The sequence below is a fragment of the Flagellimonas sp. ABD4_174 genome, from assembly GCF_056160185.1.
Window position 1 is genome coordinate 2,847,702 of record NZ_JBSWWP010000001.1, and the last position, 15,372, is coordinate 2,863,073.

General features: G+C 42.3%; 12 protein-coding genes and 1 tRNA gene. 2 read left to right on the forward strand and 11 right to left on the reverse strand.

Features of this window, described 5'->3' with window-relative positions:
• The first annotated feature begins 162 nt into the window (after positions 1-162).
• Together ACXAFK_RS12660 and ACXAFK_RS12665 are read left to right on the forward strand one after the other, a co-directional pair.
• Positions 163-1,752, forward strand: a complete 1,590-nt coding sequence (locus tag ACXAFK_RS12660; RefSeq protein WP_224837699.1) for a peptide chain release factor 3 — start codon at positions 163-165, stop codon at positions 1,750-1,752.
• Positions 1,753-1,858: 106 nt separating this feature from the next.
• The gene (locus ACXAFK_RS12665) at positions 1,859-2,290 is read left to right on the forward strand and encodes a hypothetical protein (RefSeq protein WP_474957999.1); all 432 of its coding nucleotides are present in this window, start codon (positions 1,859-1,861) and stop codon (positions 2,288-2,290) included.
• A gap of 40 nt (positions 2,291-2,330) precedes the next feature.
• Here ACXAFK_RS12665 and ACXAFK_RS12670 read toward each other — a convergent pair whose 3' ends face one another.
• The 11 genes from ACXAFK_RS12670 to tuf form a co-directional block, all read right to left on the reverse strand.
• On the reverse strand, positions 2,331-2,642 hold the full coding sequence (locus ACXAFK_RS12670) for a DUF3467 domain-containing protein (protein ID WP_224837697.1): 312 nt from the start codon (positions 2,640-2,642) through the stop codon (positions 2,331-2,333).
• A 56-nt stretch (positions 2,643-2,698) separates the two neighbouring features.
• Positions 2,699-6,997, reverse strand: a complete 4,299-nt coding sequence (gene rpoC, locus ACXAFK_RS12675) for a DNA-directed RNA polymerase subunit beta' (protein ID WP_224837696.1) — start codon at positions 6,995-6,997, stop codon at positions 2,699-2,701.
• 39 nt (positions 6,998-7,036) lie between these two features.
• Entirely contained in the window at positions 7,037-10,846 is a 3,810-nt protein-coding gene (gene rpoB, locus ACXAFK_RS12680) for a DNA-directed RNA polymerase subunit beta (RefSeq protein ID WP_224837695.1), read from the reverse strand.
• A 128-nt stretch (positions 10,847-10,974) separates the two neighbouring features.
• On the reverse strand, positions 10,975-11,355 hold the full coding sequence (rplL, locus tag ACXAFK_RS12685; protein WP_119606415.1) for a 50S ribosomal protein L7/L12: 381 nt from the start codon (positions 11,353-11,355) through the stop codon (positions 10,975-10,977).
• Positions 11,356-11,410: 55 nt separating this feature from the next.
• A complete protein-coding gene (rplJ, locus tag ACXAFK_RS12690; RefSeq protein WP_252080265.1) occupies positions 11,411-11,929 on the reverse strand; it encodes a 50S ribosomal protein L10 in 519 nt (172 codons plus the stop codon).
• A 23-nt stretch (positions 11,930-11,952) separates the two neighbouring features.
• Entirely contained in the window at positions 11,953-12,645 is a 693-nt protein-coding gene (gene rplA / locus ACXAFK_RS12695) for a 50S ribosomal protein L1 (RefSeq protein WP_224837693.1), read from the reverse strand.
• Positions 12,646-12,665: 20 nt separating this feature from the next.
• Complete coding sequence (gene rplK, locus ACXAFK_RS12700) at positions 12,666-13,103, reverse strand: 50S ribosomal protein L11 (protein WP_224837692.1); 438 nt, start codon at positions 13,101-13,103, stop codon at positions 12,666-12,668.
• Between the two features lie 147 nt (positions 13,104-13,250).
• Entirely contained in the window at positions 13,251-13,805 is a 555-nt protein-coding gene (gene nusG / locus ACXAFK_RS12705; protein WP_224837691.1) for a transcription termination/antitermination protein NusG, read from the reverse strand.
• A 12-nt stretch (positions 13,806-13,817) separates the two neighbouring features.
• Positions 13,818-14,006, reverse strand: a complete 189-nt coding sequence (gene secE / locus ACXAFK_RS12710) for a preprotein translocase subunit SecE (protein WP_224837690.1) — start codon at positions 14,004-14,006, stop codon at positions 13,818-13,820.
• A gap of 21 nt (positions 14,007-14,027) precedes the next feature.
• Positions 14,028-14,100, reverse strand: a tRNA-Trp gene (locus ACXAFK_RS12715).
• A 67-nt stretch (positions 14,101-14,167) separates the two neighbouring features.
• Positions 14,168-15,355 carry an elongation factor Tu gene (tuf, locus tag ACXAFK_RS12720; protein WP_224837689.1) on the reverse strand — a complete coding sequence of 396 codons (1,188 nt, stop codon included), beginning with the start codon at positions 15,353-15,355 and terminating at the stop codon, positions 14,168-14,170.
• Positions 15,356-15,372 lie beyond the last annotated feature (17 nt).

The window sequence follows — 15,372 nt, forward strand, 5'->3', positions numbered from 1 at the left end:
TTTAATGGTCAGTGCTATTAAAACGGCCGAAAAATACTTCACTTTTTCGTTTTGACCGGTTTATTTCGGTAATTTTTTTCCAATAATATTAACAATCGTGATTCGTTGCCAAAATTCGGGGCATAACAGATAAATCCACTATTTTTGCCGAAATTTTTGTTGATGGAATTTCAAAAGGAAATAGCGAAACGAAGAACCTTTGGTATCATTTCCCACCCGGATGCCGGTAAAACTACTTTGACCGAAAAATTACTTTTGTTCGGTGGTGCGATCCAAGAAGCGGGAGCCGTAAAAAGCAACAAAATAAAAAAGTCCGCTACGAGTGACTTTATGGAAATCGAAAGACAAAGGGGTATTTCGGTCGCTACTTCGGTTTTAGCGTTTATTTATAAGGACAAAAAGATAAATATCCTGGATACCCCAGGGCACAAAGATTTCGCCGAGGACACATTCCGGACCCTCACCGCGGTGGACAGCGTTATTGTTGTTATTGATGTGGCAAAAGGTGTGGAGGAGCAGACGGAAAAACTCGTCGAGGTCTGTCGTATGCGAAATATTCCAATGATCGTTTTCATCAACAAATTGGATCGTGAGGGAAAAGACGCTTTTGATCTCTTGGATGAAGTAGAACAAAAATTAGGTTTGTCCGTTACCCCTTTAAGCTTTCCGATAGGCATGGGATACGATTTCAAGGGAATCTACAACATCTACGAAAAAAACATTAATCTGTTTAGCGGCAATAGCAAAAAAAACATCGAGGAGACAATTGCTTTTGATAACCTCGACAATCCAGAGCTTGAAGAAATTATCGGGGCCAACGCAGCCGAAGAGTTACGCGGCAACTTGGAACTGGTAGATGGTGTTTACCCGGATTTTGACAAAGAAGCCTATCTTAAAGGTGAGTTGCAACCTGTTTTTTTTGGTTCTGCACTGAATAATTTTGGTGTACGCGAACTGTTGGATTGTTTTGTGGATATCGCTCCCTCTCCCAGACCAAAAAAGGCCGAGGAACGTTTGGTCAAGGCAGACGAAAAGGATTTCTCCGGATTTGTATTTAAAATACATGCCAACATGGACCCCAAGCACCGGGACAGATTGGCTTTTGTTAAGATTGTTTCAGGTACTTTTGAACGCAACACTCCCTATCTACACGTAAGACAAGGAAAAAAGCTAAAGTTCTCCAGCCCAAACGCATTCTTTGCAGAGAAAAAAGAGATTGTGGACATCTCCTATCCAGGGGATATTGTGGGACTTCATGATACGGGCAACTTTAAGATAGGGGACACTTTAACCAGCGGTGAAGAACTGCACTACAAAGGCATTCCGAGCTTTTCTCCCGAGCATTTTAGATATATCAACAATGCAGACCCAATGAAGGCCAAGCAACTGTACAAGGGCATTGATCAATTAATGGATGAAGGTGTCGCCCAGTTGTTCACCCTGGAAATGAACGGAAGGAAAGTTATTGGAACCGTTGGTGCTCTGCAATATGAAGTTATCCAATATCGATTGGAGCACGAGTACGGGGCCAAGTGTACCTATGAAAATTTTCCGGTCCATAAAGCATGCTGGGTAGAGGCAGAAGATGAAAACAATGAGGAGTTCCAAGAGTTCAAAAGGGTAAAGCAAAAGTTTTTGGCTACAGACAAAAGAGGACAATTGGTGTTTTTGGCAGATTCCCCATTTTCGTTACAGATGACCCAACAAAAGTACCCTTCTGTAAAACTGCACTATACTTCAGAGTTTGAATAATCCTTTTTTTAACCAACGCATACAAGGTTGAAAACGAATTGATTATACAAATTCATATTTCTTTTTTTTGTACATTGATTGGTATAACCAATTAATTAAGCAAACTATGACAACTACAGTAAAACCGCCTACTTGGTTCTGGGTGGTAAGCATTATCGCACTTTTATGGAATTTAATGGGTGTTTTCAACTATCTCAATCAAGCTTTTAACCAACAGGCTATCTTAGAAACTTTAGACCAAGCACAACGTGAAGCTTTCGAAGGCATACCGGCATGGGCCACGGCAGCATTTGCCCTTGCTGTATTCTCCGGAACTTTGGCCTGTATTGGACTGCTGATGCGTAAAAAATGGGCCCGGCCACTATTTATTCTTTCGCTATTGGCCGCAGTGGTTCAATTCATCCATTGGTTGTTTATCTCCAATGCCGTGGAAGCTTTTGGACCTTCTACATATGCCATGCCCGTAATTGTGATAATAATTGGGATTTACCTAATCTTATTCTCTAAAAAGGGAATTGAGAAAGGTTGGTTAACATAAAATCAATAAAAAAAGCCCCTTTTAAAAAAGGGGCTTTTTTTTATGCTTCTCCGGTAGGGCCAAAATTCAATGGGATCGGAGGTTGCTCGTAGTCCTGAATTGTTCCATGGGCACTTTCGAACCTATTTACATTTTCATTTAATGCCTTGAGCAGTTTTTTGGCATGTTGTGGCGTTAGGATTATTCTGCTTTTCACCTTTGCCTTGGGAGCGCCCGGCATCAAACTAATAAAGTCCACCACAAACTCTGATACTGAGTGGTTGATTATAGCCAGATTGGAATATGTTCCTTCCGCTGTTTTCTCGTCCAACTCTATATTGATCTGTTTCTGATTCTTCTTTTCTTCAGCCATATCTGTTCTTATCTTAAAAAGAAAACCCCGACCTAAAGGCCAGGGTTTATTTTTATTTAGAATTTAAATTCCTCTTTTCGGGCCATGATCTCATCGTACTCCTCTTTGGAACCTACAATGATACTGTCATAATCCCTCATACCGGTACCGGCAGGAATCTTATGTCCTACAATTACATTTTCCTTCAATCCTTCCAAGGTATCCACTTTACCGCTAACCGCAGCTTCGTTCAATACTTTTGTAGTTTCCTGGAACGATGCCGCAGATATAAAGGATTTGGTCTGCAACGATGCTCTTGTTATACCTTGCAGGATCGGCGTTGCTGTTGCAGCAACTGCATCTCTTGCAACCACTAAGTTCTTGTCCTCTCTTCTAAGAATAGAGTTCTCGTCCCTTAGCTCACGTATGGTTAAGATCTGCCCTGGCTTCAATCTTTCGGAATCCCCGGCATCTTCCACAACCTTCTTACCGAAAATCTCATCATTTTCGTTGATAAAGTCGTCTTTGTGCACCAATTGATTCTCCAAGAAGATAGTATCACCTGGATCTTGGATCTTAACTTTACGCATCATTTGTCTTACAACAACCTCAAAGTGCTTATCATTGATTTTCACACCCTGTAAACGATATACCTCTTGTACCTCGTTCACCAAGTATTGCTGTACTGCGGATGGTCCTTTGATGGCCAAGATATCTTCCGGTGTAATGGAACCGTCGGACAATGGCATACCGGCTCGTACGTAGTCGTTCTCCTGAACCAAAATCTGGTTGGACAATTTAACCAAGTACTTTTTGATATCACCTGTTTTGGATTCTATAATGATTTCGCGGTTACCTCGCTTGATCTTACCAAAAGATACTACACCATCAATTTCCGAAACAACTGCTGGATTGGATGGGTTACGGGCCTCGAAAAGCTCGGTCACCCTCGGAAGACCTCCGGTAATATCCCCTGCCTTAGCAGATTTACGTGGGATTTTCACCAAAATCTTACCTTCCTTCACCTTTTCGCCATCATCGATCATAAGGTGTGAACCAACCGGCAAGTTGTACGAACGCAATGTTTCTCCTTTACCATCCTTGATCAACAAGGTTGGAATAAGTTTTTTGTTCCTACTTTCGGAGATTACTTTTTCTTGGAAACCGGTCTGTTCATCGATTTCTACTTGGTAAGTAACCCCTTGCTCAATGTTTTCGTAGGCTATCTCTCCAGAGAATTCGGAAACAATAACACCGTTATATGGATCCCACTCACAAATAACAGTTCCCTTTGCTATTTTCTCGCCATTTTTAATGTACAGCTGAGAACCATAAGGGATGTTGTTTGTACTTAAGGTAATTCCTGTTTTTGGATCAACAATCTTAACTTCGGATGTTCTGGAGATAACAATATTGGTTTTTCCACCTTCACTATTTTCTCCTTCTACCAACCTTAGGTCCTCAATTTCGGCAACACCATCAAATTTAGACTCCAATTTGTTGTCCTCGGAGATGTTACCTGCAATACCACCCACGTGGAAGGTACGCAACGTTAACTGTGTACCAGGCTCACCGATGGACTGAGCGGCAACAACACCTACGGCCTCACCTCTTTGTACCATTTTATTGGTAGCAAGGTTACGTCCATAACATTTGGCACATATACCTTGTGGCGCCTCGCACGTTAATGGTGATCTTACTTCTATCTTCTCGATCGGAGCTGCTTCTACCCTTTTAACATCGGCTTCATTGATCTCTTGACCTGCTCTTAGGACAAGCTCTTCGGTCAATGGGTTGTAAACATCGTGTAAGGATACCCTACCTAGGATTCTCTCACCCAAAGTTTCAACAACTTCCTCATTTTTCTTCAAAGCTTCCACTTCGATACCTCTCAAGGTTCCACAATCTTCGCTATTAACGATAACATCCTGTGAAACATCCACCAAACGACGGGTCAAGTATCCAGCATCCGCAGTTTTCAAAGCGGTATCCGCAAGACCTTTACGTGCACCGTGGGTAGAGATAAAGTATTCCAAAATCGATAATCCTTCCTTAAAGTTGGAAAGAATCGGGTTTTCGATAATCTCTCCACCTCCTGCTGTAGATTTTTTAGGCTTGGCCATCAATCCACGCATACCGGTCAACTGACGAATCTGTTCTTTGGAACCCCTCGCACCAGAATCCAACATCATATACACAGAGTTGAATCCTTGTTTGTCCTCACGAATTCGCTTCATGGCCAACTCGGTCAACATGGCGTTGGTAGAGGTCCAAACATCAATTACCTGGTTGTAACGTTCGTTGTTGGTAATAAGACCCATGTTATAGTTCATCATAATACCATCAACTTGTCCATTGGCCTCTTCGATCATATCCAATTTCTCGGCCGGGATGATAATATCTCCCAAACTGAAGGATAGACCACCTTTAAAGGCGAAATCGTATCCCATGGCCTTAATTTTATCCAAGAAATCCGCAGTAGTAGGCACATCGGTCACTGCAAGTATGTCCCCAATAATGTTTCTAAGGGCTTTCTTGTTCAATACCTGGTTGATGAATCCTGCTTGTTCCGGCACTTCTGTGTTGAACAATACACGACCTACCGTGGTTTCTATAATTTGATAGACCAACTCACCTTCTTCGTTAAAGTCCTTTGCCCTAACCTTGATTCCGGCGTTAAGCGATACTTTTTTCTCGTTGAAGGCAATCTCCACTTCTTCAGAAGAGTAGAAGGTCAAACCTTCACCCAACACAGGCTCTTCTGGTGTGGATTTTTTATGCTTGGTCATATAATACAATCCCAAGACCATATCCTGAGATGGTACGGTAATCGGGGAACCGTTTGCTGGGTTAAGGATGTTCTGTGAAGCCAACATCAATAATTGAGCTTCCAAAATGGCCTCTGGCCCCAATGGCAAGTGAACTGCCATTTGATCCCCATCAAAATCCGCGTTGAATGCGGTACATGCCAATGGGTGCAAACGAATCGCCTTACCTTCGATAAGTTTAGGCTGGAACGCTTGGATACCCAAACGGTGCAATGTGGGGGCACGGTTCAACAATACAGGGTGCCCTTTAAGGACGTTTTCAAGAATGTCCCAAACTACGGGCTCTTTCTTGTCTATAATCTTTTTAGCTGATTTAACCGTCTTTACGATACCTCTTTCTATCAACTTACGGATGATGAACGGCTTGTAAAGTTCGGCCGCCATATCTTTAGGAAGACCACACTCGTACAATTTCAATTCCGGTCCAACAACGATTACGGAACGAGCAGAGTAATCCACACGTTTACCCAAAAGGTTTTGACGGAAACGACCTTGCTTACCTTTCAATGAATCGGAAAGGGATTTCAATGGTCTATTTGATTCCGTTTTTACCGCAGATGCTTTTCTTGTGTTATCGAAAAGGGAATCCACCGCTTCTTGAAGCATACGCTTTTCGTTCCTCAAGATCACTTCTGGCGCCTTGATCTCCATCAAACGCTTCAATCGGTTGTTTCGGATAATTACCCTACGGTACAAATCGTTCAAATCTGATGTGGCAAAACGACCACCATCCAACGGTACCAACGGACGCAATTCTGGCGGAATCACAGGAATCACTTTCATGATCATCCATTCAGGGTTGTTCTCCCTGTTGTTCTGTGATTCACGTAATGCCTCGACTACCTGAAGACGTTTCAATGCTTCGGTCTTACGTTGTTTTGATGTTTCGGTGTTCGCCTTGTGACGTAGTTCGTACGATAATTGTTCCAAATCTATTCTGGACAAAATGTCAATCAAACATTCGGCACCCATTTTGGCAATGAACTTATTGGGATCGGTATCCTCCAAGTATTGGTTCTCGGTAGGAATGGATTCCAAAATGTTCAAGTATTCCTCTTCGGTCAAGAAATCCATTTTGTGGATTTCCTCACCTTCTGGACCTTTGGCAATACCAGGCTGGATAACCACATACCTTTCGTAGTATATGATCATATCCAACTTTTTGGAAGGCAATCCCAAAAGGTATCCTATTTTGTTTGGCAGTGAACGGAAGTACCAGATATGCGCTACGGGAACCACAAGATTAATGTGCCCCACGCGATCTCTACGTACTTTTTTCTCCGTTACTTCAACACCACAACGGTCACAAACGATTCCACGGTAACGGATTCTTTTGTACTTACCACAAGCACATTCATAATCCTTAACGGGACCAAAAATACGCTCGCAGAACAATCCATCACGCTCTGGTTTGTGCGTTCTATAGTTAATGGTTTCGGGCTTCAACACCTCTCCACGGGACTCTGCCAAGATTGACTCTGGAGAGGCCAATCCGATGGAAATTTTGTTGAACCTTTTTTGTGCGTTATTATCTTTTATTCTAGCCATAACAATATGGTGATGATATAGTTAATGTAATATAGTGTTCTATTCCTCCAATCTAATATCCAAGCCCAAACCTTTAAGTTCGTGCATCAATACATTGAAAGATTCTGGCAACCCAGGCTCTGGCATGGTCTCACCCTTTACAATGGTCTCATAGGTCTTGGCCCTTCCGATAACATCATCCGACTTAACGGTCAATATTTCCCTAAGGGTAGATGATGCTCCGTAGGCTTCCAATGCCCACACCTCCATCTCACCAAAACGCTGACCACCAAACTGAGCTTTACCACCCAATGGTTGCTGTGTGATCAATGAGTACGGTCCAATAGATCTTGCGTGCATTTTGTCGTCTACCATGTGACCTAGTTTCAACATGTAGATAACTCCAACGGTAGCTCGTTGATCAAAACGCTGACCGGTTCCACCATCGTATAGATAAGTATGTCCAAATCTTGGCACTCCTGCTTCATCGGTAATCTTATTGATCTCATCCAACGAGGCACCATCAAAAATTGGAGTGGCATATTTTTGACCCAACTTTAATCCGGCCCAACCTAATACGGTTTCGTAGATCTGACCAATGTTCATCCTCGATGGTACACCAAGTGGGTTCAATACAATGTCCACTGGGGTTCCGTCTTCCAAGAACGGCATATCCTCTTGACGAACGATACGGGCCACAATACCTTTGTTACCGTGACGACCTGCCATTTTATCACCAACTTTAAGCTTACGCTTTTTGGCGATGTAGACTTTGGCCAATTTCATGATACCTGCAGGAAGCTCATCCCCTACGGAGATGGTAAACTTGTCCCTTCTAAGGTTACCTTGAATATCGTTCAATTTGATTTTGTAGTTGTGCAACAAGTCGGCAACCAAAGCATTGGTAGCATCATCTGTTGTCCAGCTTCCTCCAACCAAGTGAGCGAAATCGTCAACGGCGTTCAACATTTTAATGGTGTATTTCTTTCCTTTTGGAAGTACTTCTTCACCCAAATCGTTGATTACACCTTGTGATGTTTTTCCACTGATCAAACTGAACAATTTCTCGATCAATTCATCTTTCAGCTGTTGGAACTTCACCTCATAATCCAATTCCAATCTAGCGATGGCTTCTTTATCTTCGGAACGTTTTCTCTTATCCTTGATAGAACGGGAGAACAATTTCTTATCGATTACCACACCTCTTAATGATGGAGAAGCTTTTAATGAAGCATCCTTTACATCACCTGCTTTGTCACCAAATATGGCACGCAACAGTTTTTCTTCCGGAGTTGGATCGGATTCTCCCTTTGGAGTAATCTTACCGATCAAAATATCTCCTGGCTTCACTTCGGCACCGATACGGATCATACCGTACTCGTCCAAATCCTTTGTTGCTTCTTCTGATACGTTTGGAATATCGTTGGTCAATTCCTCCGCACCCAATTTGGTATCTCTTACCTCCAAGGAATACTCATCAACATGGATAGAGGTAAATATATCCTCACGAACCACTTTTTCGGAAATCACGATCGCATCCTCAAAGTTGTATCCTTTCCAAGGCATAAAGGCAACCTTCATGTTTCTACCCAAGGCCAATTCCCCTTTTTCGGTAGCGTAGCCTTCACAAAGTACCTGACCTTTTTTTACCTTGTCGCCTTTTCTTACGATTGGCTTCAAGTTAATACTGGTTCCTTGGTTTGTTTTTCTAAACTTCACCAATTGGTACGTTTTAGAATCTTCGTCAAAGCTTACCAATCGCTCTTCATCGGTCCTATCGTACTTAATGGTAATTTTCTGTGCATCCACATACTCAACAACCCCATCTCCTTCTGCATTGATCAATACCCGGGAATCGGTAGCTACTTGTCTTTCCAAACCTGTACCTACGATCGGAGAATCCGGTCTCAACAATGGAACTGCCTGGCGCATCATGTTAGATCCCATCAAGGCACGGTTCGCATCATCGTGCTCCAAGAAAGGAATCAAGGATGCGGAAATGGATGCGATCTGGTTCGGTGCAACGTCGGTATATTTTACCTCTGTTGGGTCCACTACCGGGAAATCACCTTCTTCACGGGCAATTACCTTTTCTCTTTCAATAGTACCATCTTCTGCCAATGGAATGTTGGCTTGGGCAATCTTCATTCCTTCCTCTTCCTCTGCACTTAGGTAAATGTGGTTTTCAGTATCCACTTTACCATCCTCTACTTTACGGTAAGGAGTTTCCAAGAAGCCCATATTGTTCACCTTGGCAAATACGGACAATGAAGAGATCAAACCAATGTTCGGTCCTTCAGGTGTCTCGATCGGACATAATCTTCCGTAGTGCGTGTAGTGAACGTCTCGCACCTCGAAACCTGCTCTTTCTCTGGAAAGACCACCTGGCCCTAGTGCGGATAATCTTCTTTTGTGCGTAATCTCTGCCAACGGGTTGGTCTGGTCCATGAACTGGGACAACTGGTTGGTTCCAAAGAATGAGTTGATTACGGATGACAATGTCTTCGCATTGATCAAATCAATAGGGGTAAACACCTCATTGTCACGAACGTTCATACGTTCACGGATGGTACGCGCCATACGTGCCAAACCTACACCGAACTGCTGGGACAATTGTTCCCCAACGGTTCTTACACGACGGTTGGACAAGTGATCAATATCATCGATCTCCGCTTTGGAGTTGATCAACTCGATCAAATATTTGATGATGGTGATGATATCTTCCTTGGTCAACACTTGTTTATCCATTCCGATATCCAAGCCCAACTTCTTGTTCATTCTGTAACGACCTACTTCTCCAAGATTGTAACGTTGGTCGGAGAAGAACAATTTATCGATAATACCACGAGCCGTTTCTTCATCTGGCGGTTCGGCATTACGCAATTGTCTATAAATATGCTCTACCGCTTCTTTTTCAGAGTTGGTAGGGTCTTTTTGCAAAGTGTTGTGGATAATGGCATAATCAGACTGTGCATTGTTCTCCTTGTGAAGCAAAATGGTCTTCACGTCGGCATCAATGATCTCATCGATATGCTCTTTTTCCAAAATGGTATCACGATCTAGTACGATTTCGTTTCTTTCGATAGATACCACTTCTCCAGTATCCTCGTCCACGAAATCCTCATGCCATGTGTTCAGCACCCTAGCGGCCAATTTACGGCCCAATACTTTTTTAAGCCCGGATTTGGAAACCTTTACTTCTTCCGAAAGGTCGAAGATTTCCAAAATGTCCTTGTCCCTTTCAAAGCCGATGGCACGGAACAGAGTGGTTACCGGTAATTTTTTCTTCCTATCGATGTAGGCATACATCACCGAGTTGATATCAGTGGCGAATTCAATCCAAGATCCTTTGAAAGGAATTACCCTGGCGGAATACAATTTTGTTCCATTTGCGTGGAAAGATTGTCCAAAGAAAACCCCTGGAGATCTGTGCAACTGGGAAACTACAACTCTTTCTGCGCCGTTGATCACAAAGGTTCCACTGGGAGTCATGTAAGGGATAGTACCCAAATACACATCCTGAACGATAGTTTCGAAATCTTCGTGCTCTGGATCGGTACAGTACAATTTTAAACGCGCCTTTAGGGGTACGCTATAGGTAAGTCCACGCTCGATACATTCTTGGATGGAATATCTTGGTGGATCTATGAAGTAATCCAAAAACTCAAGTACGAACTGGTTTCTGGTATCTGTGATTGGAAAATTCTCCATGAAGGTGTTGTAGAGACCTTCGTTTCCTCTTTCGTCAGATTTAGTCTCAAGCTGGAAAAAGTCTTGGAACGATTTTATCTGAATGTCCAAGAAATCCGGGTATTCCGGTATGTTCTTAGCGGATGCGAAATTAACTCTTTCAATAGTGTTTGTGAACATCTATGGACAAATTTTGATCGTGATTACTAAGTGGGTTGGTGTACGGCTTTATACACTCCTTATATAAATAGGCTAAGGTCTAACCAAAAAATGGAAAGACCTTAACCAAGTTCTAATGGGAAAAGCGATTATTTAAGCTCAACTTCTGCTCCTGCTTCTTCCAATGATTTTTTGATACCTTCTGCCTCATCTTTGGCAACACCTTCCTTAACAGCTTTTGGTGCGCTGTCAACGATTTCTTTAGCATCTTTTAGTCCAAGACCGGTCAATTCCTTAACCAATTTTACGACCGCCAATTTAGAACCACCAGCAGCTGTAAGGATTACATCAAATTCTGATTTTTCCTCAGCAGCTTCGGCTTCACCGCCACCGGCAGCACCACCAGCAACAGCTACTGCAGCAGCAGCAGGCTCAATACCATATTCTTCTTTTAAAATGTCGGCCAACTCATTTACCTCTTTTACTGTAAGGTTTACCAACTGTTCTGCAAAATCTTTTAAATCTGCCATTTTTCTATCGTTTAATAAAAATTTTTAAAAATATACTTAGTTTATTGTGCGCGAATTATTCTTTCTCAGAAAGGGTTTTAAGGATACCTGCCAATTTACCGCCTCCGGACTTAAGTCCAGAAATAACATTCTTGGCCGGTGATTGCAACAATCCGATGATATCCCCGATAACTTCCTCTTTGGACTTGATGTTCACAAGTGCATCAAGATTGTTATCCCCAATATATACCGCCTCTTCGATAAAGGCTCCTTTTAATACGGGCTTTTCTGATTTTTTTCTAAAGTTCTTGATAAGTTTCGCAGGTGCGTTCCCGGTTTCGGAAAACATCAAAGATGTGTTACCTTTCAAGACCTCGGGAAGTTCACCAAATTCCTTATCAGAAGCTTCCATTGCTTTTGCAAGCAAGGTGTTCTTTACGACCGCAAGCTTAATGTTTGCCTTAAAACACGCTCTTCTCAAGTTAGAGGTGTCCACAGCGTTCAATCCCGAAATATCGGCCAAGTAAATATTGGCGTTATCGGCCAACTGTGCAGTCAAGTCTTTTATTACTGTTGCTTTTTCTTCTCTTGTCATAGTTATAAAAATTGAACTACCAGTTATTGAACTGCTTTTGGATCTAGTTGAACACTAGGGCTCATTGTACTGGACATGTATATACTCTTCATGTACACACCTTTAGCTGCCGAAGGCTTCAATTTTACCAAGGTATCTATCAATTCCTTAGCGTTTCCTGCGATTTTGTCCGCGGAGAATGAAGCTTTTCCGATTGCTGCGTGCACAATACCGGTTTTGTCCACTTTAAAGTCTATTTTACCGGCCTTAACATCGGATACGGCTTTCGCTACATCCATGGTAACTGTTCCGGTTTTTGGATTGGGCATTAAACCTCTAGGTCCTAAAATTCTACCTAATGGTCCCAATTTACCCATAACGCTTGGCATGGTGATGATAACATCAACGTCTGTCCAACCGCCTTTTATTTTATCCAAATATTCGTCCAACCCAACAAAATCAGCTCCTGCTTCTGTTGCTTCTGCTTCTTTGTCTGGTGTCACCAATGCCAAAACTTTCACATCCTTACCAGTTCCATGAGGAAGGGTAACAACGCCACGTACCATTTGATTGGCTTTTCTTGGGTCCACGCCCAAACGAACCGCCAAATCTATGGAAGCATCAAATTTTACATTGGTTATTTCTTTTACTAAAGCGGATGCCTCTTCCAAAGAATACAATTTATTCTTGTCAATTTTGGATTGGGCTTCTTTTTGCTTTTTAGTCAACTTTGCCATTTAATAATGCTTTTAAGATTTTAAAAAGGTCTTTGTCCGGCTATTTTCAGACCCATAGATCTAGCGGTACCCGCAACCATACTCATTGCAGATTCCACGGTAAAAGCGTTAAGATCGACCATTTTATCTTCGGCGATCGCCTTTACTTGATCCCAAGTAACTGACCCGTTTTTAACCCTGTTAGGTTCACCTGATCCTTTTTTAATCTTCGCTGCTTCCATCAATTGAACTGCCGCAGGTGGTGTTTTTACAACAAACTCGAAAGATTTGTCTTTGTAAACGGTGATAACAACAGGTAAAACCTTACCTTGTTTGTCCTGTGTACGAGCATTAAACTGCTTACAGAACTCCATGATGTTAACACCAGCAGCACCTAAGGCGGGTCCAACCGGTGGCGATGGGTTCGCAGCACCTCCCCTAACTTGTAATTTAACTACCTTATCTACTTCTTTTGCCATTGTTTCTAATTAAATTTAAAGTGTGTCAATTGGAAGCAACACAGCTTTATATATGTAACAGCTCTTTATTATAGCGTTTGAATTTTAGAGGTTAATTTCGAGCAACACATTTAAGCAACCCAAAATCCAACATCTACCATTCTTCTTCTATCCAACTTTTTCAACTTGCATATAGCTGAGCTCCAATGGCGTTTTTCTTCCGAAAATCTTTACCATTACCTCTAGCTTACGCTTTTCTTCATTGATTTTTTCAACAGTTCCGTTAAAACCATTAAAAGGTCCATCAATCACCTTAACCGTTTCACCCAACACAAATGGAATCGAAACGTTGTCCGTATTTACGGCCAACTCATCCACTTTACCAAGCATACGGTTTACTTCGGATTTCCTCAAAGGAACAGGATCCCCACCTTTTACTTCGCCCAAGAAACCGATTACATTGGTTATGGAGCGAATGATGTGAACCATTTCTCCGCCAAGATTGGCCTTGATCATGATATACCCAGGAAAGTAAACTCTTTCTTTGTTGATTTTCTTTCCGTTTCTTATCTGAACTACTTTCTCGGTAGGCACAAGAACTTCCTCGAGGTAATCACCAAAACCGGCTCTTTCAACCTCGCTTTCAATATAGCCTTTGATCTTGTTTTCTTGACCACTGACCGCTCTTACCACATACCATTTTTTCTCCAGAACCTCAGACATATCGATCGACCTTTATCCTATTAATTTTTCAAAATACAATGTGATCAAGTTACTGAACAAAGAATCCACACCCCAAGTCGCCAAAGCGAACAATATGGAGAAAACAGCCACAACAACCATTAAATTGGATGCCTTACTACGCTCCAACCAAGTAACATTGTTTTTAAGTTCTTCTAATGATTCCTTTATGTAAGTGATCATAATTTTTGAGTATTTTGCTTGCACGGGAGGAGAGACTCGAACTCCCGACACCTGGTTTTGGAGACCAGTGCTCTACCAACTGAGCTACACCCGTTTAATTACACTGAAAGGTATCCCGAGAAAACCGGGACACCCTTTAGTGCACTATTATTGTAAAATGATTAATCTAAAATCTCAGTAACCTGACCAGCACCTACTGTTCTACCTCCTTCACGGATTGCAAAACGTAGACCAACGCTCAATGCGATCGGCTGAATCAAATCAACAGTAATCGTCAAGTTATCACCTGGCATTACCATTTCAACTCCATCAGGAAGGTTGATGTTACCGGTTACGTCAGTTGTACGAACGTAGAACTGTGGACGGTAGTTGTTGTGGAATGGCGTGTGACGACCACCTTCTTCTTTTTTAAGGATATAAACCTCAGCTTTGAATTTGGCGTGTGGCTTAACAGAACCTGGCTTACAGATTACCATACCTCTTTTGATATCTGATTTTTCGATACCTCTCAAAAGAAGACCTACGTTATCACCGGCCTCACCTCTATCCAAAATCTTACGGAACATCTCAACACCAGTAATGGTAGAAGACAATTTCTCAGCACCCATACCGATAATATCTACAGGGTCACCTGTGTTGGCCACACCAGTTTCGATACGACCAGTAGCAACAGTACCACGACCTGTAATTGTAAATACATCTTCGATAGGCATCAAGAAGTCTTTGTCAACCTCACGCTCTGGCTCTTCGATCCAGCTATCAACAGCTTCCATCAACTCCATTACGGTATCAACCCATTTTTGCTCACCGTTTAAAGCACCAAGTGCAGAACCAGCAACAACAGGCCCATTATCACCATCGTACTCATAGAAAGAAAGCAATTCTCTTACTTCCATCTCAACAAGCTCCAAAAGCTCCTCATCATCCACCATATCAACTTTGTTCAAGAAAACAACGATACGAGGAATACCAACCTGACGACCTAGAAGGATGTGCTCACGAGTTTGCGGCATAGGACCATCGGTAGCAGCCACAACCAAAATAGCACCGTCCATTTGGGCAGCACCAGTAACCATGTTCTTTACGTAATCCGCGTGACCAGGACAGTCAACGTGAGCGTAGTGACGGTTAGCTGTTTGGTACTCAACGTGCGAAGTGTTGATAGTAATACCTCTTTCTTTTTCTTCTGGCGCGTTATCGATGGAGTCAAAGCTTCTTAGCTCAGACAAACCAGCGTTCGCCAATACAGTGGTAATAGCAGCAGTCAATGTTGTTTTACCGTGATCCACGTGTCCAATGGTACCAATATTTAAGTGTGGTTTGGAACGATCAAAAGTTTCCTTTGCCATTTTAAAATAATTTTAAT

Excerpts from the sequence above, each read along its gene's own strand:
- secE (WP_224837690.1), bottom strand. The coding sequence starts at position 14,006 with ATGATCACTTACATAAAGGAATCATTAGAAGAACTTAAAAACAATGTT.
- rplK (WP_224837692.1), bottom strand. The coding sequence starts at position 13,103 with ATGGCAAAAGAAGTAGATAAGGTAGTTAAATTACAAGTTAGGGGAGGT.
- tuf (WP_224837689.1), bottom strand. The coding sequence starts at position 15,355 with ATGGCAAAGGAAACTTTTGATCGTTCCAAACCACACTTAAATATTGGT.
- rpoB (WP_224837695.1), bottom strand. The coding sequence starts at position 10,846 with ATGTTCACAAACACTATTGAAAGAGTTAATTTCGCATCCGCTAAGAAC.
- rpoC (WP_224837696.1), bottom strand. The coding sequence starts at position 6,997 with ATGGCTAGAATAAAAGATAATAACGCACAAAAAAGGTTCAACAAAATT.
- rplJ (WP_252080265.1), bottom strand. The coding sequence starts at position 11,929 with ATGACAAGAGAAGAAAAAGCAACAGTAATAAAAGACTTGACTGCACAG.
- ACXAFK_RS12660 (WP_224837699.1), top strand. The coding sequence starts at position 163 with ATGGAATTTCAAAAGGAAATAGCGAAACGAAGAACCTTTGGTATCATT.
- rplA (WP_224837693.1), bottom strand. The coding sequence starts at position 12,645 with ATGGCAAAGTTGACTAAAAAGCAAAAAGAAGCCCAATCCAAAATTGAC.
- rplL (WP_119606415.1), bottom strand. The coding sequence starts at position 11,355 with ATGGCAGATTTAAAAGATTTTGCAGAACAGTTGGTAAACCTTACAGTA.
- nusG (WP_224837691.1), bottom strand. The coding sequence starts at position 13,805 with ATGTCTGAGGTTCTGGAGAAAAAATGGTATGTGGTAAGAGCGGTCAGT.
- ACXAFK_RS12665 (WP_474957999.1), top strand. The coding sequence starts at position 1,859 with ATGACAACTACAGTAAAACCGCCTACTTGGTTCTGGGTGGTAAGCATT.
- ACXAFK_RS12670 (WP_224837697.1), bottom strand. The coding sequence starts at position 2,642 with ATGGCTGAAGAAAAGAAGAATCAGAAACAGATCAATATAGAGTTGGAC.